20 protein-coding genes and 2 tRNA genes are annotated in these 22,320 nt (G+C 35.8%); 8 read left to right on the forward strand and 14 right to left on the reverse strand.

From position 1 onward, the window contains the following. Nucleotides 1–2 precede the first annotated feature (2 nt). From DFQ03_RS05940 to exaC, 7 genes are all read right to left on the reverse strand, one after another. Entirely contained in the window at nucleotides 3–1,229 is a 1,227-nt protein-coding gene (locus DFQ03_RS05940) for an ATP-binding cassette domain-containing protein (protein WP_133672260.1), read from the reverse strand. Continuing rightward, complete coding sequence (locus DFQ03_RS05945) at nucleotides 1,226–1,750, reverse strand: GNAT family N-acetyltransferase (RefSeq protein ID WP_133672261.1); 525 nt, start codon at nucleotides 1,748–1,750, stop codon at nucleotides 1,226–1,228. Before DFQ03_RS05945 ends, DFQ03_RS05940 begins: the two co-directional genes overlap by 4 nt. Before the next feature lie 31 nt (nucleotides 1,751–1,781). Continuing rightward, nucleotides 1,782–2,273 carry a DUF192 domain-containing protein gene (locus DFQ03_RS05950; RefSeq protein ID WP_243834432.1) on the reverse strand — a complete coding sequence of 164 codons (492 nt, stop codon included), beginning with the start codon at nucleotides 2,271–2,273 and terminating at the stop codon, nucleotides 1,782–1,784. Next, on the reverse strand, nucleotides 2,270–3,238 hold the full coding sequence (lgt, locus tag DFQ03_RS05955) for a prolipoprotein diacylglyceryl transferase (RefSeq protein WP_133672262.1): 969 nt from the start codon (nucleotides 3,236–3,238) through the stop codon (nucleotides 2,270–2,272). The genes DFQ03_RS05950 and lgt overlap by 4 nt, the downstream gene beginning before the upstream one ends. A gap of 291 nt (nucleotides 3,239–3,529) precedes the next feature. Beyond that, nucleotides 3,530–3,763: a membrane protein insertion efficiency factor YidD gene (gene yidD / locus DFQ03_RS05960; protein ID WP_243834433.1), complete on the reverse strand. Its 234-nt coding sequence runs from the start codon at nucleotides 3,761–3,763 to the stop codon at nucleotides 3,530–3,532. 102 nt (nucleotides 3,764–3,865) lie between these two features. After that, on the reverse strand, nucleotides 3,866–4,240 hold the full coding sequence (locus DFQ03_RS05965; RefSeq protein ID WP_133672263.1) for a DUF779 domain-containing protein: 375 nt from the start codon (nucleotides 4,238–4,240) through the stop codon (nucleotides 3,866–3,868). Nucleotides 4,241–4,253: 13 nt separating this feature from the next. After that, nucleotides 4,254–5,777 (reverse strand): acetaldehyde dehydrogenase ExaC, encoded by a 1,524-nt coding sequence (gene exaC, locus DFQ03_RS05970; RefSeq protein WP_133672264.1) that lies wholly within the window; start codon nucleotides 5,775–5,777, stop codon nucleotides 4,254–4,256. 195 nt (nucleotides 5,778–5,972) lie between these two features. Here exaC and DFQ03_RS05975 point away from each other — a divergent pair, with 195 nt between their 5' ends. Further along, on the forward strand, nucleotides 5,973–6,896 hold the full coding sequence (locus DFQ03_RS05975; RefSeq protein WP_243834434.1) for an AraC family transcriptional regulator: 924 nt from the start codon (nucleotides 5,973–5,975) through the stop codon (nucleotides 6,894–6,896). 2 nt (nucleotides 6,897–6,898) lie between these two features. On the opposite strand, the gene cysS is transcribed toward DFQ03_RS05975, so the two are convergent. Further along, on the reverse strand, nucleotides 6,899–8,377 hold the full coding sequence (gene cysS, locus DFQ03_RS05980) for a cysteine--tRNA ligase (RefSeq protein WP_133672265.1): 1,479 nt from the start codon (nucleotides 8,375–8,377) through the stop codon (nucleotides 6,899–6,901). Between the two features lie 14 nt (nucleotides 8,378–8,391). Further along, nucleotides 8,392–9,072: a GTP cyclohydrolase I FolE gene (folE, locus tag DFQ03_RS05985; protein WP_133672266.1), complete on the reverse strand. Its 681-nt coding sequence runs from the start codon at nucleotides 9,070–9,072 to the stop codon at nucleotides 8,392–8,394. 134 nt (nucleotides 9,073–9,206) lie between these two features. Here folE and DFQ03_RS05990 point away from each other — a divergent pair, with 134 nt between their 5' ends. After that, entirely contained in the window at nucleotides 9,207–11,009 is a 1,803-nt protein-coding gene (locus tag DFQ03_RS05990) for a T9SS type B sorting domain-containing protein (RefSeq protein WP_133672267.1), read from the forward strand. Nucleotides 11,010–11,134: 125 nt separating this feature from the next. Further along, nucleotides 11,135–12,571 carry a T9SS type B sorting domain-containing protein gene (locus DFQ03_RS05995; RefSeq protein WP_133672268.1) on the forward strand — a complete coding sequence of 479 codons (1,437 nt, stop codon included), beginning with the start codon at nucleotides 11,135–11,137 and terminating at the stop codon, nucleotides 12,569–12,571. A gap of 55 nt (nucleotides 12,572–12,626) precedes the next feature. Here DFQ03_RS05995 and DFQ03_RS06000 read toward each other — a convergent pair whose 3' ends face one another. Both DFQ03_RS06000 and DFQ03_RS06005 read right to left on the reverse strand, forming a co-directional pair. Then, nucleotides 12,627–14,132 (reverse strand): OmpP1/FadL family transporter, encoded by a 1,506-nt coding sequence (locus DFQ03_RS06000; RefSeq protein WP_133672269.1) that lies wholly within the window; start codon nucleotides 14,130–14,132, stop codon nucleotides 12,627–12,629. A gap of 32 nt (nucleotides 14,133–14,164) precedes the next feature. Continuing rightward, nucleotides 14,165–15,442, reverse strand: a complete 1,278-nt coding sequence (locus tag DFQ03_RS06005; RefSeq protein ID WP_133672270.1) for a hypothetical protein — start codon at nucleotides 15,440–15,442, stop codon at nucleotides 14,165–14,167. 138 nt (nucleotides 15,443–15,580) lie between these two features. Between DFQ03_RS06005 and proS the strand changes: the two genes are divergently transcribed. From proS to rpsT, 4 genes are all read left to right on the forward strand, one after another. Next, complete coding sequence (gene proS / locus DFQ03_RS06010; protein ID WP_133672271.1) at nucleotides 15,581–17,056, forward strand: proline--tRNA ligase; 1,476 nt, start codon at nucleotides 15,581–15,583, stop codon at nucleotides 17,054–17,056. Nucleotides 17,057–17,134: 78 nt separating this feature from the next. Then, nucleotides 17,135–17,206 (forward strand) — tRNA-Glu (locus tag DFQ03_RS06015). A 41-nt stretch (nucleotides 17,207–17,247) separates the two neighbouring features. Further along, nucleotides 17,248–17,319, forward strand: a tRNA-Glu gene (locus DFQ03_RS06020). A 48-nt stretch (nucleotides 17,320–17,367) separates the two neighbouring features. Continuing rightward, nucleotides 17,368–17,619 carry a 30S ribosomal protein S20 gene (rpsT, locus tag DFQ03_RS06025; protein ID WP_133672272.1) on the forward strand — a complete coding sequence of 84 codons (252 nt, stop codon included), beginning with the start codon at nucleotides 17,368–17,370 and terminating at the stop codon, nucleotides 17,617–17,619. Nucleotides 17,620–18,417: 798 nt separating this feature from the next. On the opposite strand, the gene DFQ03_RS06030 is transcribed toward rpsT, so the two are convergent. Both DFQ03_RS06030 and rho read right to left on the reverse strand, forming a co-directional pair. Continuing rightward, entirely contained in the window at nucleotides 18,418–19,119 is a 702-nt protein-coding gene (locus DFQ03_RS06030; protein WP_133672273.1) for a hypothetical protein, read from the reverse strand. A gap of 186 nt (nucleotides 19,120–19,305) precedes the next feature. Further along, nucleotides 19,306–20,955 carry a transcription termination factor Rho gene (gene rho / locus DFQ03_RS06035; RefSeq protein ID WP_133672274.1) on the reverse strand — a complete coding sequence of 550 codons (1,650 nt, stop codon included), beginning with the start codon at nucleotides 20,953–20,955 and terminating at the stop codon, nucleotides 19,306–19,308. 195 nt (nucleotides 20,956–21,150) lie between these two features. Between rho and DFQ03_RS06040 the strand changes: the two genes are divergently transcribed. Beyond that, nucleotides 21,151–21,561, forward strand: a complete 411-nt coding sequence (locus tag DFQ03_RS06040) for a DUF4293 domain-containing protein (RefSeq protein WP_133672275.1) — start codon at nucleotides 21,151–21,153, stop codon at nucleotides 21,559–21,561. A gap of 165 nt (nucleotides 21,562–21,726) precedes the next feature. Here the strand turns inward: DFQ03_RS06040 and DFQ03_RS06045 are convergent, their stop codons facing one another. Next, nucleotides 21,727–22,221 (reverse strand): metallophosphoesterase family protein, encoded by a 495-nt coding sequence (locus DFQ03_RS06045; protein WP_133672276.1) that lies wholly within the window; start codon nucleotides 22,219–22,221, stop codon nucleotides 21,727–21,729. Nucleotides 22,222–22,320 lie beyond the last annotated feature (99 nt).

Below are 22,320 nucleotides of genomic sequence, written 5' to 3' on the forward strand. Positions count from 1 at the left end.
TGTTATTTAATAACCCCCGAGGAACCATTTTCACTGGGTATTAGGTCTAAAATCTGTTCGGGTTTTAGACCTTTTTCTTTTCTATGCGAAACGAATATTATAGCGGTATCAGTTTCTTCGGCAAATTTATTGACCAATGAGACCATCAAGCTGGCAGACTCATCGTCCATACCTGCGGTTGGCTCATCTAAAATTAGAATTGGTGGTCTTTTGACCATGGCGCGAGCTGTCATTACTAGTCGTTGCTGACCGGTAGATAATGTATTGAAATAGGTATTTTTTAAATCTTGTAAATCTAATAGTGTCAGCCATTGGTTAACAATCCTTTTTTGAAGCTCTGTCGGAATGGTATAGAGCCCTACGGAGTCCGTTAATCCAGAAATGAGCATATGCTCTATAGAATGTCTACCATTGAACTTAAGTGTTATTGCAGGGGCGTAATAACCAATTTTCTGTTTGATATCCCAAACGCTTTCACCACTTCCTTTTTTATTACCAAATAAATAAATGTTCTGACCATATGCTTTGGGGTTGTCTCCGAATATCATGGAGAGCATTGTAGATTTTCCGCTTCCATTGGTGCCAGATAATTGCCAGAAATCGCCCTTTTTTACTGTCCAGTTTATATTGTTAAGAATCTTTTTCTCCCCGTAGGATATGCTTACGTTTTTAAAATTAATTAGCGTGGGTTCAAGATTTGAGAATGTCGTGATAGCATGCGGAATACGTACTGCATTGAAAGCGCTATCGATTTCGATATCATTTGACGTTGTATTCTCGGTGGTGGTGAATATATTTTCATTCAATTTTCCAAAACAATTTATGAATGATAGCGTGTCAGATTTTCGGCTTGCCAATTGAATAAACGAAATGTGTTTAGAGTGGTCTTTTAGTATCGATTTTAATTCTTCTTGAAAGGCGATATCTAAATTATCAAAAGGATTATCTAGAATAATATAATCTGGATTTTCCTTCAGTAAGTAATATAGTAACGCTCTTTTTTGCTCTCCACTAGACATAGTTTCTAGTGCTTGATGCTCAGAACTGATAATCTTTTTGTCATGCTTATCTTCTTCATCAATTAATTTTTCTAGGGTAAAAGGAGAAAATAATCTGCCAGCTTTATGCTCAAACTCTTGAAGTGCTTGTGGTGTTCTCCCTTTTTGAAAATCTTTTAAGAAGCCTTTTTTATCAGATTTGTTATCTAAGTAAATTACCCAATGATTCATGATGCATGTATTCTAAAAATGTGGACTGTGTTATTGTGGTAGGTGGTCGTAAAATCTAAAAACATTCCGTTTTTTAAAGCTGTTTTCTGCGACGGAATATTGTTAACTTGTATGATGGATATTAAACTAGTTGCCCATTTTTTAGTAAAAGCTACTTGTTTGCATTTTTGAGCTGCTTCTAAAGCAAAGCCTTGTAGCCAGTATTTTGGTAAAATAGAGTATCCTATTTCCAATTCTTTTTTACCATCTACTTCTTGTACTAATACACCACATAGACCTATTAAAGTATTGGTGTTTTTTAAATAAAGAGCGTTCATGCCGCCCAGATTTTCATTGTAGCGCTCGAATATTCTGTCAAATTGTTGTTGGCAGGCTGTAATTGGATCGGTTGGCAATCCAGACCAATATTGACTGCTTAAAGGTTCTTCATGAAAGGGTAGCCAGTTCTCAAAATCTGATGGCTGTACTTCCTTAAAAAGTAGGCGTTCAGATGCTTCGTTGAATAGTACGTACGCTGGCATTTTACTTTAATAAAATATAAAAGGCAGTTATTTACTTTCTGCTAAAACTAATACTGTCACCAATAGAAAGCCCTAACTCTTGTGCTAGGCCACCATTAATCTCAAGAACATATTTGATAGGGACTTGTGATGATAGACCAGTCTCATTAAGTGGCTGGGCATTTTCTTGAAAACTAGCAATTTTTAAATCTTCTTTTATGTAAATAATATCTAAGGAAAACTCTGTATTCTTCATGTAAAAAGAATGCATTCTCTCGTCAGGGAAAATGAATAACATGCCCTGATTATTTTTCATTCCCTTGCGGTACATGAGTCCGGTTTGGGTTTCATAATCAGTTTCTGCAAACTCAATATTAAATTTGGTTTTTACTGTATCACTTGAATTTAAAAAGACAGATAGGTCCCCTTCATGCGTGAAATCTACACTTTGCGTAGCGATAGTTTTTTTGGACTCTTCTTTGCAAGAAAAAAGTAGCAGTGCAACAACCATTAAAATAACCGAATTTTTATGTATCGTCTTCAATATTTAGCAGTTTTAGTTTTTCTGAACATGAAATAGAATCCTACTAATATAAAAGGAATACTCAGCCATTGACCGGTTGATAGTAAGCCTAAAGATTCTTCGAAACCACCTTGGCTTTTCTTTACGAATTCAACTAAGAAACGAACGGTCCAAAGTAGCACAAAAAACAGTCCGAATAAATAACCTGGTTTGTTCTTTTTGTCAGTTTTCCAGTAAAGGAAATAAAGTAAAATAAATATTAAAATATAACCTACGCCTTCGTATAATTGTGCTGGGTGACGGTATGGTATCTCAGCTAGATATTGAGAAAATTGCGGATTGTTCTCAATAGCTGCATATGCGGCATTTAATGTTTTTTCTTGTGTAATACCCAATGCTTTTGATGGATGCAAATCGTCTGAATCGCGAATGAATTTAGTGGCGAATATGAATTTCTCATCAACGATTTTTCCGTTAATTTCAGAATTGAAAAAGTTTCCTAAGCGTACACAAAAACATCCGACGGCAACTGGTATTACCATTCTGTCAAATATCCAAAGCATTTTGAATTCAGGGTATTTCCTAGTATACAAATATGTGCCAATAATAATACCGATAGTGGCGCCATGACTAGCCAAACCTGTGAAACCTGTAAATTCATATCCCTCTATTAAGCCGAATAATAAACTACCCGAAGCACTTTCACGTACTGGAATTAATATTTCTACAAGGTGATTAGAGTAATATGCCCAATCGTAAAAGAAAACATGACCTAATCTGGCACCTAACATGGTGCTTAAAACAGTGTATATGAAAAGGGAGTCTAATTGCTCAACAGATTTTTTCTCGTTGAGGAATATCTTTTTCATTATAAACCAACCTAAAGCAAAGGCGGTGATCCAAAGAAGATTGTAGTACTTTATTTGAATGAATCCGATGTTGAAAAGTGTCTCGTTCGGATTCCAAGTAATTCCTAAGAAATGCATGTGTTGAATTTTGAAAGGCTAAGATAATAAAATAGAAATCTACCTAGCCTTTAGATTATGGAAATCGGTTTTGTAATAAGTTAAAAGAGGGTTAAGAAAATAGAGAATAGAATTGAGGGTAAAGAGAAAAGATGAAATATTAAAAAAAAACAAAGATGTGGGGTGTGCAAATTAGAAGATCGAATAAGAGGTTTTTTTGAATTTGAGTTTGGACTTGTATTTTGAACTTGAACTTGCATTTTTGAACTTAATATTTCCTTCAAGCTAGTAATGATTGAAAAAAAATAATCTTCAAGGAACCGGGTCGTATCCTTTTCCGCCCCACGGGTTGCAACTAAAAATACGTTTTGTCGCCATCCATCCTCCTTTAAATAAACCGTGCTTTTTTAATGCCTCTAAAGTGTATTGAGAACATGTCGGTGAATATCTACAGGTTGCAGGTGTATATGGGGATATCGCCAGTTGGTAAAAACGAACTAGAAATACAAAAGGGGCAATTAGAATTTTTTTTAATGAAATTTTCACGTTGACAAATTGATTACACAAATTTACTACAAAACTAGTAACCTTTTTAAATAACAAGTCCCGATGAAAAACATCAGGACTTATATCTATTACTCATTATTTCTAGGCTCCAATTCTAATGGGTTCTAAATGTTCTGCTTCTTCTTCAGAATACAATCTAGATTTTATTAAGAATCGAATACCCATGGGTATTTCTAATGAAAAACTTGAACCTATACCTGGGGTCACATCAATGGTGAGTTGAGTGTGTTTCCAATATTCAAATTGGTCTCTAGACATATGAAAGTCGCAACCCTCAATACTGCCTAGGCAAACATCATTGTCATCGAGCATTAATTCACCTTTTTCGAAACACATTGGCGCAGAGCCATCGCAACAGCCACCACTTTGATGAAACATGAGTTCGCCATGTTTCTCTTTAAGTTCTGCAATTACCGCTGCTGCTTTTTCGGTTACTAATACTCGTTTAGTTTTCATATGATCTTTGATATTAAAAGAAGCCCATTTTTTTCTTGTCGTAAGAGATAAGCATGTTTTTGGTTTGACGATAGTGAGCCAACATCATTTTGTGGTTTTCTCTACCGATACCTGATTTTTTGTATCCTCCGAAAGGTGCATGTGCAGGGTATAGGTGATAGCAGTTTACCCAAACTCTACCCGCTTTAATAGCTCTAGAAATTTGATATGCTTGGTGTGTATCTCGTGTCCACACGCCAGCACCTAAACCGTATAAAGTGTCATTTGCAATTTCAATGGCTTCGGCTTCATCTTTAAAAGTAGTTACACAAAGTACGGGACCAAAAATTTCTTCTTGGAAAACTCGCATTTTGTTATTTCCTTTTAAGATGGTTGGTTCTACATAGTAGCCACCTTCTAAACCTTCATTATATGCTTGAGAGCCACCTGTCAATACTTCACAACCTTCTTCTTTGCCAATTTTTATGTAGCTAAGAATTTTCTCGAACTGATCGTTTGATGCTTGTGCACCCATCATTGTGTTCGGGTCTAACGGATGTCCCATTTTAATTGCCTTTGTGCGTTCGATTACTCGTTCTATAAACTTGTCATAAATACTTTCTTGTACCAGCATACGTGACGGACAAGTACAAACTTCGCCTTGGTTTAATGCAAACATATTAGCACCCTCTAAACATTTGTCAAAGAATTCATCATCGGCATCCATAATGCTTTCGAAGAATATGTTTGGTGATTTACCACCTAGTTCTAAAGTTACAGGAGTGATATTCTTAGAAGCGTATTGCATGATTAATTGCCCGGTAGTTGTTTCTCCGGTAAATGCAATTTTGTCAATCCTAGGGCTAGATGCCAATGGTTTACCTGCTTCTGCTCCAAAGCCGTTAACGATATTCAATACGCCATCAGGTAGAATACCTTCAATGATTTCCATTAAAATTAAGATTCCTACAGGCGTTTGTTCTGCTGGCTTTAGCACTACACAGTTACCTGCAGCTAACGCCGGAGCCAATTTCCAAGTAGCCATTAGTAATGGAAAATTCCAAGGTATAATTTGACCTACGACACCTAATGGCTCTGTGACGTTAAGTGCAACCGTATTAGAATCTAATTCACTGACCGATCCTTCTTCTGCTCTAATAACTCCAGCAAAATACCTAAAATGATCGACTGCCAAAGGTAAATCTGCTGCTCTGGTTTCGCGAATTGCTTTACCATTGTCCCATGTTTCAGCTCTTGCCAATGCTTCTAAATTTTGCTCTATTTTATCGGCAATTTTTAAAAGCATATTGCTTCTTTCTGTTGCAGATGAAGTATTCCAAGATGGTGCTGCCTCCCAAGCGGCGTCAATTGCCTTTTCAATATCTTCAGCTGTTGATCTTGGTATTTTTGTAAATGATTTACCATCTACCGGTGAGATGTTGTCAAAATATTCACCTTTACTTGGTGCAACCCATTTGCCGCCAATATAGTTTTCATATTGATTTTTGAATTTGGGTTTTTGAAGTACGTCTTTTTCTACAGTTGCTGTTGTGCTCATAATATATGATTTAAGTTAATAATAGAGGTATAATAGTACTGGTCATGCCAATACCACATTCTAAATGTACTTCTCAGTTTTCGAAAATATCTGACGCATTCTACGAATAGTGTGAACTATTCTATCATTTAGTGATATTATGATTTTTTTAAGTATATTTTTTTGTAAATTCCTTAAAATTAAATCAATATAATTGTGATTCGTTTAGCTGAGAATTTCTTGAAAGGAAGACGTTTAGAGACCATGGTCGAAAACCAAACCTCTTATACGATGAATAATGCAGCTATGCATGTTTTTGAAACTCATGAGCAGGCTGCTAGTGTTCTTTTAAAATTTGAACAGCCTGTTTTAGCTAGTATGATTCAAGGAAAAAAAATCATGCATTTACGTGATTATGAATCTTTTGATTTCTTGCCGGGTGAGTCTTTGGTCTTGCCGGCGAATGAAGGAATGTGTATTGATTTTCCCGAAGCAATGGCAAAGAACCCGACTAGATGTTTGGCAATGGCTATTTCTGAGGATAAAATAAACAAGGTCTTACAATACATGAATGAGAACATGCCCAAAAGTAATAAGGAGGCATGGGGATTGATGGATTATAATTTTCATTTCGTAAATGACAGGGGCATATTTCAAATCATACAACGTCTTTTATTCTTGTTTTCTGAAGACCACCCTTCTAAAGATTTATTTGTAGATAATATGTTACGTGAACTCATTATTAGAATTCTACAGACTAATGAGTGTAAAATTTATAGTAATGCCACGTTATCTATTAAAAAAGAAAGTAGGCTCACTGAGGTTATACGTTATATTAGGGATAATGTGCATAAGTCTTTAAACGTAGATACTCTAAGTAAAATAGCATGTATGAGTCCTTCGCACTTTTATAGAACATTTAAACTGGAGCTAGGTATCTCTCCGGTGGAGTTTATAAATAATGAGCGTATAAAATTAGCAGTTGGTTTACTGCAAGATCCAAAACGTAGCATTAAAGATGTCTATCTCGATTGCGGATTTGAAAGTAGATCCTACTTTAATAGGGTTTTTAAAACAAGACAACATTTAGCTCCTGGTGAATACCAGTCTAAAATTCAAAAATCTAGATTTTTAGACTAATCTTAAAGGCTGTATGTAGTACCTTCTTTACCGTCCTTTAATTGAATACCCAATGCTGCTAATTGATCACGTATTTGATCAGATGTGGCAAAATCTTTATTTTCCCTTGCAGATTTACGTAATTCGATTAATAACTCTACTACACCACCTAATTTTTCGGTATCGGCATCAGAACTACTTTTGTTCTCTAAACCTAAAACATCAAAAACAAAGCTGTGAATGGTGTTCTCCAATTCTATTTTGTCTTCTTCGGTAATAGATTCAGTACCTTCTTTAATCAGGTTGATATGTTTAACCGCATCAAATAGTTTCGCAATTAAGATGGGCGAATTAAAATCATCGTTCATGGCTGCATAGCAAGATGTTTTCCATGTGGTAACATCAAAATCGGTAGTCTTTCCCGTGTTTAAAGATTTTAGTGAATTGATGGCTTCCATCAATTTATTGAAACCTTTTTCAGATGCTAATAAAGCATCATTACTCATATCTAAAATACTGGTGTAATGTGCCTGCATCATAAAGAAACGCACCATAGAAGGGGAGAAGGGCTTGCTCAGAATCTCGTTTTCACCAGAAAATATCTCACCAGGCAAAATACTGTTACCAGTAGATTTAGCCATTTTTCTTCCGTTCAAAGTCAACATATTGGCATGTAGCCAATAGTTTACCGGGCTTTTACCATTACAAGCTTCAGCCTGTGCAATTTCACATTCGTGATGCGGGAATTTAAGATCCATTCCGCCACCATGAATATCGAATGTCTCGCCTAAGTATTTTGTGCTCATGGCAGTACACTCTAAGTGCCACCCTGGAAATCCGTCGCCCCATGGTGAAGGCCATCTCATGATATGCTGTGGCTCTGCTTTTTTCCATAGGGCAAAATCTTGCGGATTATGTTTGTCGTCTTGCGCGGCAAGATCTCGTGTGTTGGCGATCATGTCTTCAAGTTTGCGCCCGCTTAATTTACCGTATTCATGTTCTTGGTTAAATTTAGCGACGTCAAAATATACAGAACCATTGGTTTCATAAGCAAATCCCTTTTCAAGAATATCCTTAATAATCTCAATCTGTTCTATAATATGACCGGTAGCCGTGGGCTCAATACTTGGTGGCAGAAAATTAAATTTCTCCAAAATATTATGAAAATCTACAGTATAACGCTGCACCACTTCCATCGGTTCTAGCTTTTCTAATCGTGCTTTTTTTGCAATTTTATCTTCGCCATCTTCCGCATCATCAACTAAGTGACCGGCATCGGTGATATTACGAACATAACGTACTTTGTAACCTAAGTGCCTAAAGTATCTGAAAATCATATCGAAAGACATGAAAGTTCTACAGTTTCCTAAGTGTACATTACTATACACTGTTGGTCCACATACGTACATGCCTATGTGGCCTTCATTTATGGGTTTGAAAACTTCTTTTTTTCCTGTTAAGGAATTGTATACTTTGATTTCCTGGTTTTCGTACAATTGCATGAAGCTATATGCTATTAAAAATGGGTGTCTAGGTTAAGGTAATTTAAGAATTCGCGGCGTACCAATTCTTCTTTGAATTTACCGCCATATTCAGCGGTTACAGTACTGCTGTCTATATCGCGAATTCCTCTAGAATTTACACAAAGGTGTTTTGCGTCAATAACACAAGCAACATCTTCAGTACCTAAAGCTTTTTGTAATTCTCTTACGATTTGAATGTTTAAACGCTCTTGAACTTGAGGACGCTTAGCATAATAATCAACTATACGGTTCATTTTAGAAAGACCTACAACGGTGCCGTTAGAGATATAAGCAACATGTGCTCTACCTACAATAGGTAATAAATGATGTTCGCAAGTAGAATATAATGTTATGTTCTTTTCAACTAACATTTCACCATACTTGTATTTATTATCAAAAGTAGAAGCCTTAGGTTTTCTGCTAGGGTTTAAACCGCCGAATATTTCATTAACGTACATTTTAGCAACTCTGTTCGGAGTTCCTTTTAAGCTATCGTCGGTCAAATCTAAACCTAGGGTTAGCATGATTTCACGAACATTTTCGCGAATGCGTTCAATCTTCTCGGCATCATCCAAATCAAAGGCATCTGAACGTAAAGGAGTATCCTCTGATGTAGAAATATGATCGTTTCCTAATTCATCAAATTGATTTTCCAGTGTATCCTCAATTTTCATTTTATCTATCTTTAAGAAGCTGCAAAGATATACAATATGTGCCACTTTATAACTAATTACGGGCATTACACAACATTAATTAGCCATAACGTTAAGGTCTAGTTAATTTTAATTTTCCAAATCATAATACCTTTATGACCAAGTATGGTGTGTCCATTTTATTAATTTGCTTTTTTGGCATCTTCACTTGTTTTTCGCAAGTCTCTGCCGATTGCACCAACGCAGTACCTATTTGCTATAATACCCCTGTAAATGGTGGTACTAATGGGTACGGAATCGATGATTTCAACGGAGCTTCTATTTCTGGTTGTATAAATCAGGGTAGTGGTACTATCGAAACAAATTCTGCTTGGTACAAATTTAAGATTGGTGAAATTGGTCAGTTAGGTTTTAATATCGGATTTGATACCAGCGAAGATTGGGATTTTGCTTTATATAGAACAAGCGATTGTAGCACATTGGGCGAGCCTGTTCGCTGTAATTATTTCGATAATTCTGATGATAGTAGTTATATAGGAGTAGGTGAGGATCCTACGGGTATAGACAATATTCAATATGATGATTGGATAGATGTTGAGCCAGGTGAAGAATACCTTCTCATGATAAATAACTTCAGTAACAACAACTCCGGATTCTCTATTCAATTTTCAGGTAACATATTTGTCGAGTTCCCAAACTCTGCACTAGATTGTAATATTATAGACAATTTATTAGGTCCGCCAATAATAGCATGTGATAACGATACTGTGTTTTTAGATGCAACTACTGCAGATGCTTTAGATTATGAATGGTATTTAGATGCCGGTACTGGATATCAGCTTATACCGGGTGAAAGTGACGCGGAACTTTCTATTGCAGTATCTGGTATGTATCGTGTTTTAGTGGTAAGACCTTTAGGTAATAATTTAATTAGCGAAACCCAAGTAGCTTATGCACCTTCTCCTGAAACATTTTCTTTAGTAGATGAAACGGCTTGTTTAGATGGTACGGCTATCGATTTTAATGAAAAAGATATTGAGGCGTTAGGTACTCAGAGTCCGTTAGAGTTCCGTGTATCTTATCATGAAAGCTTTGAAGATGCTTTTGATGGTGCCAATGCACTTTCAAAAGAATTTATACCAACACAGGTTTTGCAAACTATATATGTAAGAACTACGTCAATAGAAAATTCAAGGTGCTTTGATGCTTCAGAAACTTTTGAGGTAAACGGAATCGAATTGCCTGTTTTAGATTTTGATACAGAAGTTTTTATCTGTGGCGACGAACCTGTTGTAACCATAGGGCAGCGTATACCCGATGCTAATTTTGAATATGAATGGAGCTCAGGGCAAACCTCATCTCTTATTACTGTGGCAGAGCCAGGTGTGTATACCTTGTCCGTAACCAATAGACAAGGGTTAATACAATGTATAACCGTAAGGTCGGTAACCGTAGTTTTCTCTAGTCCACCAAAAATATCAGATATCACTATAGAGTATGAAGATGACGCTTCTAATGTTGTAAACGTTTATTTAGAAGAAGATGGAGATTTTGAGTTTCAAGTAGATAATGATACGCCACAAAATGGCGGGGTTTTCAATAACTTATTCCCTGGTGAGCATACAATCACAGTTCGTGACGTAAATGGATGTGGTTCTGATACTAGTAATATCGTAGTTGTTGGTTTTCCTAAGTTTTTTACTCCCAATGGAGATAATGTAAATGATACTTGGAAAGTAGACGGATTGTCGGCTTTAGATAATCCGATAATTACCATTTATGATAGGTATGGTAAATTACTGTATCAAATATTCGAAAATTCAACAGGCTGGAACGGTTCTTTTAATGGAGCTTTATTGCCAGAATCAGACTACTGGTTTAAACTTACTTACACCAATTCTTTAGGAGAAAGTACAAATGCATCTTACATTAATAATCATTTCACATTAAAGCGTTAAGCCTGATATTTAGGCTAAAAAAGTGCATTTTATCGATTAAACGCCAGAATCTTCGGTGTAAGATACTAAAGCAAGTCATGTGTAGTTATAATATACATCAAGTACACTAAATAGTTACACATTTTATGAGAACACTCATTTGTTCTATATGTTGCATGTTTCTTTTCTATTGGAACGTAACTGCACAGAATTCAGCCGATTGTAGAACGGCTATTCCTGTTTGTGCCGATCAGCCAATTATGGGTATTGCCGGTGGAACTGGTGATGTCGATGATTTTGATCCAGATGTAATACTTCAAACTGGATGTTTAGAAAAAGGTAGTCTTTCTTCCGCAAATATTGAGTTCAATACTTCTTGGTTTGTTTTTAGAGCGGGCACAGGTGGTCAGGTAGGTTTTGATATTGAAGCTTTGGCAACCTCGGGCTCTATACCAACTGCCGAATGGGATTTTGCCGTTTATGGACCAGATGTGGATTGCGCAGATATTAGTAATGGTACGGCTGAGCCGATTCGCTGTAATTATGAAGTGAACGACACAAATTTCACCGGTCTAGGAGTAAACCCTGAAAGCGGCGAAGAAGGTCGTGCATCTTTAACTGGTAGTCAAAACACTTATGATGAGTATTTAGATGTTGTCCCTGGTGAGATTTATTATATATTGATAAATAATTTTGCAGATAATTTTACTGGAGACCCTGAACCTTTTATGTTGACTTTTACGGGTAATTCGGTAAGTGATAATCAAGATACTGCTTTAGATTGTACATTAAGAGATGAGTTTTTGGGATTGGATATCATTGCTTGTGAGGGTGATGACCCAATAACGATTAGTGCATTGAATTCACCTGCAGGTGCAGACATTGCCAGTGTTGAGTGGACGGTAGATTATGAAGATGATGGGCTAGTTGATGATACGCTTACCGGTTCTGGTGATTTTGGAGCTGAATTAATTATAACGAGCCCTAATACTGGTCGCTATTTCGCTTCTATTACGACAATAACGGGAACTCCGCCAACGGTTAGTGATGACAGTGGTGTATTGGTAACCTTTTTTGGAACTCCAATATTAGAACGTGTGGAAACTTTGGATACCAACCTATCTATAGATCCAGATCAAAATAATATTGAGTTTTTTGTTGAGGGTGATGGCGATTATGAATATGCTATTAACAATGGGATGTTTCAAGATAATCCTGTTTTTATGAATGTTCCGCCCGGTGTGAATACAGTAATTATTAATGATAAAAACGGATGCGGAATTACAGATCCAATTGAATTTTTAGTAGTAGGGTATCCAAAATTTTTCACTCCCAATGGTGATAGCGTAAATGATACATGGAATATATTAGGTATTGAAACACTAAGTGATCCTGTTGTATTTATTTTTGATAGGTACGGTAAGTTGTTGAAACAATTAGGACCTACGGATACGTGGGACGGTAATTTTAACGGACAGCAAATGCCATCTACAGATTACTGGTTCAGGTTTGAATATGGAGAAATGGAAGATGATCTATTAGTAGCGAAAACCCGAAAGACACATTTTTCATTAAAGAGATAAATAAAAAAGGGGAGCAATTTGCTCCCCTTTTTTTTATAATTAAATTCTATATCATTTAGAAATTGATCGTATAACTTAATGTTACATTTGTTATACCCCTGTCAATCATTGCAGGCGTTGTAATACCGACGTTGAATAATCTTTCACTAACATCTTGTTGAGAGCGACTTAAAGAAAAGTCTAATTTACTTCCGCCAAAGTTATAGCCAATACCACCAGAAACGGCATTTAAATCTCCAATTGTATTTCCATTTGCATACGGACTCTGTTCAAAACGGTATCCTGCTCTTAAGCTTACTTGTTGTATTCTATATTCACCACCAAGTCTAAATGTAGAGACAGCACCTAAATCACTTGCAATTTGTGAGTTCACTGTTTGAAAGCTAGGGTCGTTGGTTGGGCGCAGTTCAGATTGTGAGAAATCTTGATATCCGTAATCAAAACTTAATAATCCGTCCTTCGCAAAAATTACAGCTAAACTACCTGTTAATTTACCCGGAGTTTTAACGGTGTAGCTTTCGAATAAATTCACCACATTAAAATTGATGAAATTTATTTCTTCGTCTGCTAAATCTGAATTTATGCGTTGCGAAGTATTGTCCTCTAAACGATACCAGGTAGGAGATTGGTAACTTCCACCTAAACGTACATTATCGTTTAATTTGGCAATAGCTCCTAAACTAAAAGAGAAGCCGTTACCTTCCGTCTCTAAATAATTGTCAAAAGTTGTTCGTGTTATTTCTGAATTTGGTTCATATCCATCTTCTGTAAATTGGTCAAATTGAGTGTATAATACACTATGGAAATTTAAAGAAGCTCCCAAATAAATGTTTTCTTTATATTGAGAAGCTACATTGATCGTAAATTTACTGTTATAACCGGTAGTTCTTCTTAAGAAATCTTGATCAACAAAATCATAAAGAGAATTACTAATATAATTAGTGCTGTTGTCATCTTCGGTTTCTGGATCAAGAATACCACCGTAGTAGCCTAAGAAAGTTTGTTGGTCTCTAAACCCTTGTGCAGCGCCAATATCAAGATAGGCCTCCTCTAAAAACTCACCTTCTTGTAAAAGTATTGACCCAAAGGGTGTGCCACCTGCGTATTCTAAAAAATACGTATCAATTCCTACGGTGCCACTTCCAGAGACGTAATATTCATTGTCGAAATTATTCACTAAGTCATAATTGAAAGCTAAAGTAAATTTCTGCCAATCTGAATTAGAATCGGTGTTTTTGAATACAAAGGCACCACCTATTTGATTTAGTTCAATGTCGTTATTCTTGGTTATTAAAGCATCACCAAAGTAACGGGCATCATTATTCGTATGGTAGTTAGATCCACTAATTGTAAAAAGGCTATTGTTAAAAACAGCTGATCCTGCAGGGTTGATGTTTAATGATGATAAATCACCACCTAGTGCACCAAACGCTCCGCCCATAGCTTGAAAGCGAGCGGTTCCTTGAAGGTTTTCTGTTCCGTAACGTAAAGCTTCATTTATATTTTGTGCACTACCAACGGCACACGCCATTAATATTACGAAAGTTAAGTATCTCTTCATAACAATGTTTCAAGTTTGATAAATGTTCGATTTTAGTTTCTTCTGCTACTACTGCTTCTAGATGAACCAGAAGACCTAGTTGAAGACCCGCTGCTAGAACTTCTAGAGCTGCTACCTGAGCTTCTATAAGAACTACCGCTAGAACTGCTTCGTCCTGAGCTGTAATTGCTACTTCTAGAGCTGCTTCTTCCAGAGTTATAGTTGCTGCTTCTAGAGCTGCTGCCAGAACTTCTACCTGAAGAATAACTTCTTGAGCTAGTACCAGAATTTCTATATGTCGAAGTTCTTGGTACGGCAACCCTGCTGCTTGATCTTGCGGTACTAGAGCTTGATGTTCTAGGACTGCTACTGTATCTGCTGCTATAATTTCTTGAAGAACTACTGCTGTATCTTGGTGTGGCTCTTGTGCTTCTGCTTGTTCTATAAGCTCTGTTCTGATCGACACCAACTGTTCTTCTTGCCGATGTGTTACCTGAATACGTTCTTGAGCTACGTGTATTGGCAGAACTTCTAGTAGTTGTTGCTCTGCCGGTCGTAGTTCTATATCTAGAAGAATTACCTCTAGTATTTATGTTTGATCGACCTCTTGCTGCTGTGGAAGAAATTCCACTATTGTTAGTGGTTTGTCTTGTGTAATTTCCTCTTCTAGAATTGTTTAATGCATAACTTCTGTTAGAATATCTATTGTTGCGACTGTAATACCTGTTGCCATAACCATAACCATATGCATATCCAAAATTATTACCGTAAAAAGGTCTGTTCCAGCCGTATCCCCAATTATTCCATCCGAATCCAAAACCGCCGTATCCCCAATTGTTCCACCTATTCCATCTGTTCCATCCCCATGGTTGAGCCCAGCCGTATCCATAAAATCCTGCATAGCCTATATTGTTCCAGCCCCATCCGTAAAGATTGCCATAACCCCAATTGTTCCATCCATTATTATGTATATAAATACTGACGTCAGCATTATTGCTTCCCCAATTACCATAACCTTCATAGTCATTTGCGGTGGCGTAATAATCTGTTAATTGATCTTCTGAAACATCTTGATTTAAATCATTACTGGAGTAAGAATCTACATCCGTAAAAATTTCTTCATCTAATATTTCGCCATACTGGTCTGCTTTTTCACCAAAATAGTTTGTGTAAGTATCTGTTTCAGGATTATTCTGTGTGTAATTTCTTTGTTCAGGTCTTCTTTCTACCGTTGTCTGAGCATTATCAGAATAAATACCATCATTATCGTAGTAAGATGATTGTTGATATGAACCGCAAGAAGCTGCAAAAACAGCTAGGGTTACCAACATTGTTATGTTTCTAAGTTTGTTGTGGGGTATAGAATATATCATAGGATCAAAATTATATTGTTGAACATATTAAAAATAACTAGTTTTACTCAATTATTATATACTAATATTCACAAAATTTGTGCCAAAGTCCAGATAATGAGTAAAAATTTGACGAAGAGAAGCGAGGATTATTCCAAGTGGTATAACGAATTAGTGGTTAAGGCTGACTTAGCCGAAAACTCTGGTGTAAGAGGCTGCATGGTTATAAAACCATATGGTTACGGTATTTGGGAGAAAATGCAGGCTGCTTTAGATAAAATGTTTAAAGAAACGGGTCATGAGAACGCCTATTTTCCATTATTTATACCGAAATCTTATTTAAGCAAAGAGGCTAGCCATGTTGAAGGTTTTGCTAAAGAATGTGCTGTAGTTACACATTATAGGTTGAAAAATGCAGAAGATGGAAGCGGAATAATCGTTGATCCAGATGCTAAACTAGAGGAGGAGCTTATTGTTAGGCCTACTTCTGAAACTATCATTTGGGATACTTATAAGAAGTGGATTCAATCTTATAGAGATTTACCCTTACTTATTAATCAATGGGCTAATGTGGTTCGTTGGGAAATGCGTACTAGATTGTTTTTGAGAACGGCGGAGTTTTTATGGCAAGAAGGCCATACGGCGCATGCCACCGAAAAGGAAGCAATTGAAGAGGCAGAACAAATGATGAACGTTTATGCCGATTTTGCAGAAAACCATATGGCGGTACCTGTCATTAAAGGTACTAAAACAGAAAGCGAGCGTTTTGCAGGTGCTATTGAGACCTATTGTATTGAAGCATTAATGCAAGATGGTAAGGCGTTACAAGCTGGTACGTCTCATTTTTTAGGTCAGAATTTCGCAAAAGCCTTTGATGTTAAATTTGCAACGAAAGAAGGTAGTAAAGAATATGTTTGGGCTACTTCTTGGGGTGTTTCAACACGATTAATGGGGGCGTTGATTATGACGCATAGTGATGATAATGGTTTGGTTATTCCTCCAAAATTAGCACCTATACAAGTTGTTATTGTACCAATTTATAAAGGATTGGATCAGTTAGATCAAATTTCTGAGACCGTTAATCCGCTAGTTAAAGAACTTAGAGCGAAAGGTATTTCTGTAAAATTTGATAATAGAGATACACATAAACCTGGTTTTAAATTCAATGAGTATGAGTTGCGCGGAGTACCGGTAAGGTTGGCAATTGGACCAAGAGATCTTGAAAATGGCACATATGAGTTGGCTAGAAGAGATACGTTGCAAAAAGAGACTGTTGCGGCGACAGATGTAGTTGCTAAAATTGAGTTTTTGATGGAAGATATTCAGAAGAATATGTACCAAAAAGCGCTTGATTATAGAACTAATCATATCACAGAAGTGAATTCTTACGATGAATTTAAAAAAGTTTTAAAAGAAAAAGGTGGGTTTATTTCTGCGCATTGGGATGGTAGTAAAGAGACTGAAGAACGTGTTAAAAACGAGACAAAGGCAACTATACGTTGTATTCCCATCGATGCGAAAGAAGAAGAAGGTACTTGTATGGTAACGGGTAAACCGTCTAATAAAAGGGTGTTATTTGCTAAAGCTTATTAATTTTTTCAAAAAATAATAAGTAGGTGTTGTGATAGTAAAAAATATTTGTATTTTTGCATCCGCAATTGCGCAAAGTATGGTCCGTTCGTCTAGGGGTTAGGACGCCAGGTTTTCATCCTGGTAACAGGGGTTCGATTCCCCTACGGACTACTAATTAAACATTTGGATGTATTTCCAAGCATTGACATAATGGTCCGTTCGTCTAGGGGTTAGGACGCCAGGTTTTCATCCTGGTAACAGGGGTTCGATTCCCCTACGGACTACAAAAATTGAATGGATGAGAATCCGAAGAAATTATAATAAATTATAAAATGGCAAATCACAAGTCGGCATTAAAGAGAATCAGAAGAAACGAAGCAGTTCGTTTACGAAACAGATATCAGCATAAAACTACACGTAATGCTATAAAAAGATTACGTTCAGAAGAATCTAAGAAAGATGCAGAGGCTCTTTTTCCAAGTGTTGTTAGTATGATCGATCGTTTAGCAAAACGTAATATTATACATGATAATAAAGCTGCCAACTTAAAGAGTAAGTTAGCTAAGCACGTAGCTGCATTATAATTTAGCTTTAAAGTAAAAACTTAGAGCCTTCCTTTAATTAGGAAGGCTTTTTTTGTTGGGTCATTATTTTAAAAGTACTTCTTATTTAATTACCTCGTTGGCTATTCTGAGCCTTTTCATTAAAGTAAGACCAACGATAATGCAAGAGTAAAATACGACTATTGAAATGTAGTGGTATTTAGATAAATTATAGCTGGTGAAAAATTCGTAATGAAAAGATAGAATATACATAGCTATTGGGTACCAGATGTAAAAAAATAAAACACCGAGACTTATCCAAAATAAAAGATTTCTATACACTGGTAATTTATGTTTTGTAATAATCATTTTATATAGATATATCGACGCTGTATATATTATAATTGTCGAGCCAATGATAATGGCAAAATTTTGAGGTTCTGTGTAAAAATCTTGAAGAAATAGATTTATAATACAAGTCAATAAAAAACATATTCCGCCATATTTAATTATATTTTTAGTTAGTCTATCATCACTCAGTTGATAATAGACATAAAAGAAATATAGGAAGAAAATAATATCATATATGTTGAAAATTATAGTATTATAATTGTAAAATTCTTGCTTATATACTAACTGAATGTCATCTACATCTCTTACGATTAGTCCTAATACCTCTGACATAAAGGTGTAGGCAAGTAGTATTGGAAAATACTTTAATACCGTGTCATAATAAAGTTGATATTTAATTATGCATATAACCAATGCTATAAAATAGAGTGGTATGTAGTAATTATCCAAAAGGTATGCTAGCATATTTTCAGCCTTGTTATTACAAAGTTATTGGTTCTTTGGCGGTGGAACACCAGAACCTCTATTTAAGGTTAAACTTTGTGACTCTTGTAGGTTTAGTGGTGCTGCAGCTGTTGATTTTAAGTTTGGTGCGATAGATGCATAAACTTTGTTTCTTTCTTGCATATGTGTACCAAAGCCCTTTATGTCTTGAAATTCATTATTTAATGGCACGGCTTGCTTGCCTTTTGCACCTTGCGCTATGTAGAACAGGTAATCTCGTTTTCCGTCATTGTAGGTTGGGGAAAGCATTATAGAATTCTGTCTAGGGTGTTTAATGGAGTCTTCTGTATCCTTGAAAACAACTTCATCTGGATAATTGGAAAAGTAAAACCTCAAAGTCGAAATTTCAACATCGGCATCTGCAGCCTCTTGTTCTATGAAATCTAAATATTGTTTAATTGTTTTGTAGTCATAATATACAAATCTGCCAACGTCGAATTCTTTGTCTTCTTTATGTATTCTATTTATAGAATCTTCATAGTGCTGAATTAACGGTATTCTTCTTTTGCTGTAAGTTTCGTACAAATTTTGTGCTTCTGTAATGGCGATGATTTGTGCAGGTGCTTTAACAAGAATTGGCTGTTCATTTTTGGGGTCATTCGGTTTTTGTTCTTCATTGCAACTAATGATAGCTGTTAGAGCAAAGAACAGGGCGATTTTGATACTTAAGATGGTCGGTCTTTTCATTTTCTTAGAATTAAAATTATTAATACGAAAAGTGGTAAAAGACTGGGGGAGAGTTCTTTTCTGATATGCTAAAGATATTAAAAAGAATAATAGGTGTCTAGTTTTGTATGATACTAGAGTTTATGGAATAAAAAAATCCCGATTTCATAAAGAAATCGGGATTTTAAAATATATGTTAGAATTGTTCTATTGATTCATCGTCATTAAGAACTCTTCATTGTTTTTTGTTTGTTTAAAACGCTGCTCTATAAACTCCATTGCTTCAACAGGGTTCATGTCTGCAAGATACTTACGCATGATCCACATACGTTGTAACGTGCTTTCGTCTAATAACATGTCATCTCTACGTGTGCTTGAAGAAGTAAGGTCAATAGCAGGGAAAATTCTTCTGTTTGCAATCTTACGATCCAATTGTAGCTCCATGTTACCTGTACCTTTAAACTCTTCAAAGATAACTTCGTCCATTTTAGAACCTGTTTCTGTTAACGCAGTTGCGATAATGGAAAGTGAACCGCCACCTTCGATATTACGGGCAGCACCAAAGAATCTTTTTGGCTTGTGTAATGCGTTGGCATCAACACCACCACTTAATACTTTACCAGATGCTGGTTGCACAGTGTTGTATGCTCTTGCCAAACGTGTAATCGAATCTAAAAGAATTACAACATCATGACCGCATTCTACCAAGCGCTTAGCTTTTTCTAAAACAATATTGGCTACACGCACGTGCTCTGTTGGTTCTTTATCAAAAGTTGAAGCTACAACTTCGCCACGTACATTACGTTGCATGTCGGTTACCTCTTCTGGTCGTTCATCGATCAATAAGATAATTTGATAAACTTCTGGGTGATTTGCAGCAATTCCGTTTGCTATATCTTTTAAAAGCATGGTTTTACCAGACTTTGGTTGAGATACGATCATACCTCTTTGTCCTTTTCCGATTGGAGAGAACAAATCGATAATACGGGTAGATATCGTGCTTTGGCGTTCTGCCAAATTGAATTTTTCTTGTGGGAATAACGGAGTCAAATGCTCAAATGATACACGGTCACGTACAATTTGTGGGTCTATGCCGTTAATTTTATTCACCTTAATAAGTGGAAAATATTTTTCTCCTTCTTTAGGTGGTCTTACGTTACCTAATACGGTATCTCCGGTTTTTAATCCGAAAAGACGAATTTGAGATTGAGAAACATAAATATCATCAGGTGATGATAGATAGTTGTAATCAGATGAACGTAAAAAACCGTATCCATCTTGCATGATATCTAAAACACCTTCACTAGCAATAATAGAGTCGAATTCATATTCAGGTTCTTTATACCTGTTCTTCAAATCCTTGTCAAAATTACTTTTGTCGTGAGTAGGTCTCGGATTTGGCTTATTTTTATGATTGCTACTCTGAGGTGAATTCTTTTTATTAGGTTGATTTGCAGCTTTTGGTCTTGGTCTTGGCCTTTTTTGCTCAACAGTTTCCTTAGAACTACTTTCTTGGGTAGTTTCTGTCTTAGCTAAATTTACCTTTGCTGGTGTAACCTTTTCTGCTGCCACAGTTGCAGGAGCATTAGTTTCTTTGTTCGTGTTTTTTTCGACACGAGGTCTAGGTCTTGGTTTTGGCTTCGGTTTTGGCTTTGCTTCAGCAGGTTTGGTAACTTCTTCAGTAGCAACAGGAGGAGCTATAGCTGCAGCAACCTTCGGGTTGGCGGCTTGTAAGTCCAAAATCTGATAAACTAAGTCTAGTTTTTTTAAGGTTTTGAATTTTGGAACCTTAAGTCCTTTCGCAATTTCCTGTAGTTCAGGTAGCTTTTTTGATTTTAAATCTGAAATCTCAAACATTAAGTAGTAGAATAAATTATAAGAGTTTGTATTGTAAGAAGTAAATATTTTATTTGGATAATCTAAAGGAGATACTTTCCTTACTGGTAGGCGTTATGACGTGTTAACGTAGCAATATTACAAATTATTTTGAATAAAAAGGTTATATTTTTTGAAAAGACATGTATTTTTGCAGTGTAAAGTGGTAATTTATTTATGATTCAAAGAATACAAAGCCTTTATTTGATAGTTGTAGCAATACTTACGGGTATTCTACCGTTCTTCTTTAATCTATGGATTCATATAGATGGTACTGAAGTATTTGCAAATAATGAAATGCTTATTTCTATTGCCTTTTATGCAAGTACCGTTCTAGCAATATGGGCTATGGTACAATTTAAAAATAGAAAATCTCAGTTTGTAATTAACAGGCTGAACATGATATTGAACGTTTTTTTATTAGGATTTTTCGTTTATCGATCACTAAACTTATCCGGAGAGACCTTGGTCTCTGAGAAGGGTATTGGGATGCTGATTCCAGTATTTTCTATCATTTTTTTGGTTCTTGCAAATAGAGCTATAAAAAAGGATGAAGATCTTGTAAAATCTGTTGATCGCTTGCGTTAAGCCTATAATCTTAGTAGTATTAGTGCGTTAAAACCCGGGGTAGTTTCCGGGTTTTTTTATGTCTTTACTTTTCTAAACTTTAGGTAATCCTTTATCTAGATGTATTTATTTAAATTCTTAATAGCAAAAATATAGGTCGCATACTATTAATAAATGCCCTGTGTTTTATCTTTTACCTAACTCGATTACTTCAAGGTCTTTGATATTATCTTCTTCTATAACAAAACGTAACATAGTACGTACTTGATGAAATCCGTGTTTTCCACATGCACCTGGGTTCATATGTAAAACACCTAACTTTTTGTCCATCATCACTTTTAGAATATGCGAATGCCCGCAAATGAATAATTTTGGAGGATTTTCTCTGATCATATCTCTGGTTCTTATATTATACTTAGGTGGGTATCCTCCTATATGAGTTATAAAAATATCAACACCTTCACAAAAAAATCTATTATTTTCAGGAAATTCTTTTTGAATAATATGGTCGTCAATATTACCATGTACTCCTTTTAAAGGTTTTAATTTCGCGATGGCATCGGTAACGTCTAAAGATCCAATGTCACCAGCATGCCATACTTCATCTGCCCACTTTATATGCTTTAAAATGGCATCGTCAATATGCGAATGAGTGTCAGAAAGTAATAGGATTTTGGTCATTTTTAGATTTCAATTTGATTGGGGAAATAGATGTGTTTTACCGGGCAACTAATATTCTTTTTTGACTTTGCCGGATCGAATGTTAAAACGTATCCTTTT

The organism is Maribacter caenipelagi, from assembly GCF_004364175.1.
In the GTDB taxonomy this organism is placed as follows: domain Bacteria; phylum Bacteroidota; class Bacteroidia; order Flavobacteriales; family Flavobacteriaceae; genus Maribacter; species Maribacter caenipelagi.

Bases quoted from the DNA above. Each gene is read 5' to 3' on its own strand.
- DFQ03_RS05940 (WP_133672260.1), bottom strand. From the start codon at position 1,229: ATGAATCATTGGGTAATTTACTTAGATAACAAATCTGATAAAAAAGGC.
- DFQ03_RS05945 (WP_133672261.1), bottom strand. From the start codon at position 1,750: ATGCCAGCGTACGTACTATTCAACGAAGCATCTGAACGCCTACTTTTT.
- lgt (WP_133672262.1), bottom strand. From the start codon at position 3,238: ATGCATTTCTTAGGAATTACTTGGAATCCGAACGAGACACTTTTCAAC.
- DFQ03_RS05965 (WP_133672263.1), bottom strand. From the start codon at position 4,240: ATGAAAACTAAACGAGTATTAGTAACCGAAAAAGCAGCAGCGGTAATT.
- exaC (WP_133672264.1), bottom strand. From the start codon at position 5,777: ATGAGCACAACAGCAACTGTAGAAAAAGACGTACTTCAAAAACCCAAA.
- cysS (WP_133672265.1), bottom strand. From the start codon at position 8,377: ATGCAATTGTACGAAAACCAGGAAATCAAAGTATACAATTCCTTAACA.
- folE (WP_133672266.1), bottom strand. From the start codon at position 9,072: ATGAAAATTGAGGATACACTGGAAAATCAATTTGATGAATTAGGAAAC.
- DFQ03_RS05990 (WP_133672267.1), top strand. From the start codon at position 9,207: ATGACCAAGTATGGTGTGTCCATTTTATTAATTTGCTTTTTTGGCATC.
- DFQ03_RS05995 (WP_133672268.1), top strand. From the start codon at position 11,135: ATGAGAACACTCATTTGTTCTATATGTTGCATGTTTCTTTTCTATTGG.
- DFQ03_RS06000 (WP_133672269.1), bottom strand. From the start codon at position 14,132: ATGAAGAGATACTTAACTTTCGTAATATTAATGGCGTGTGCCGTTGGT.
- DFQ03_RS06005 (WP_133672270.1), bottom strand. From the start codon at position 15,442: ATGTTGGTAACCCTAGCTGTTTTTGCAGCTTCTTGCGGTTCATATCAA.
- proS (WP_133672271.1), top strand. From the start codon at position 15,581: ATGAGTAAAAATTTGACGAAGAGAAGCGAGGATTATTCCAAGTGGTAT.
- rpsT (WP_133672272.1), top strand. From the start codon at position 17,368: ATGGCAAATCACAAGTCGGCATTAAAGAGAATCAGAAGAAACGAAGCA.
- DFQ03_RS06030 (WP_133672273.1), bottom strand. From the start codon at position 19,119: ATGAAAAGACCGACCATCTTAAGTATCAAAATCGCCCTGTTCTTTGCT.
- rho (WP_133672274.1), bottom strand. From the start codon at position 20,955: ATGTTTGAGATTTCAGATTTAAAATCAAAAAAGCTACCTGAACTACAG.
- DFQ03_RS06040 (WP_133672275.1), top strand. From the start codon at position 21,151: ATGATTCAAAGAATACAAAGCCTTTATTTGATAGTTGTAGCAATACTT.
- DFQ03_RS06045 (WP_133672276.1), bottom strand. From the start codon at position 22,221: ATGACCAAAATCCTATTACTTTCTGACACTCATTCGCATATTGACGAT.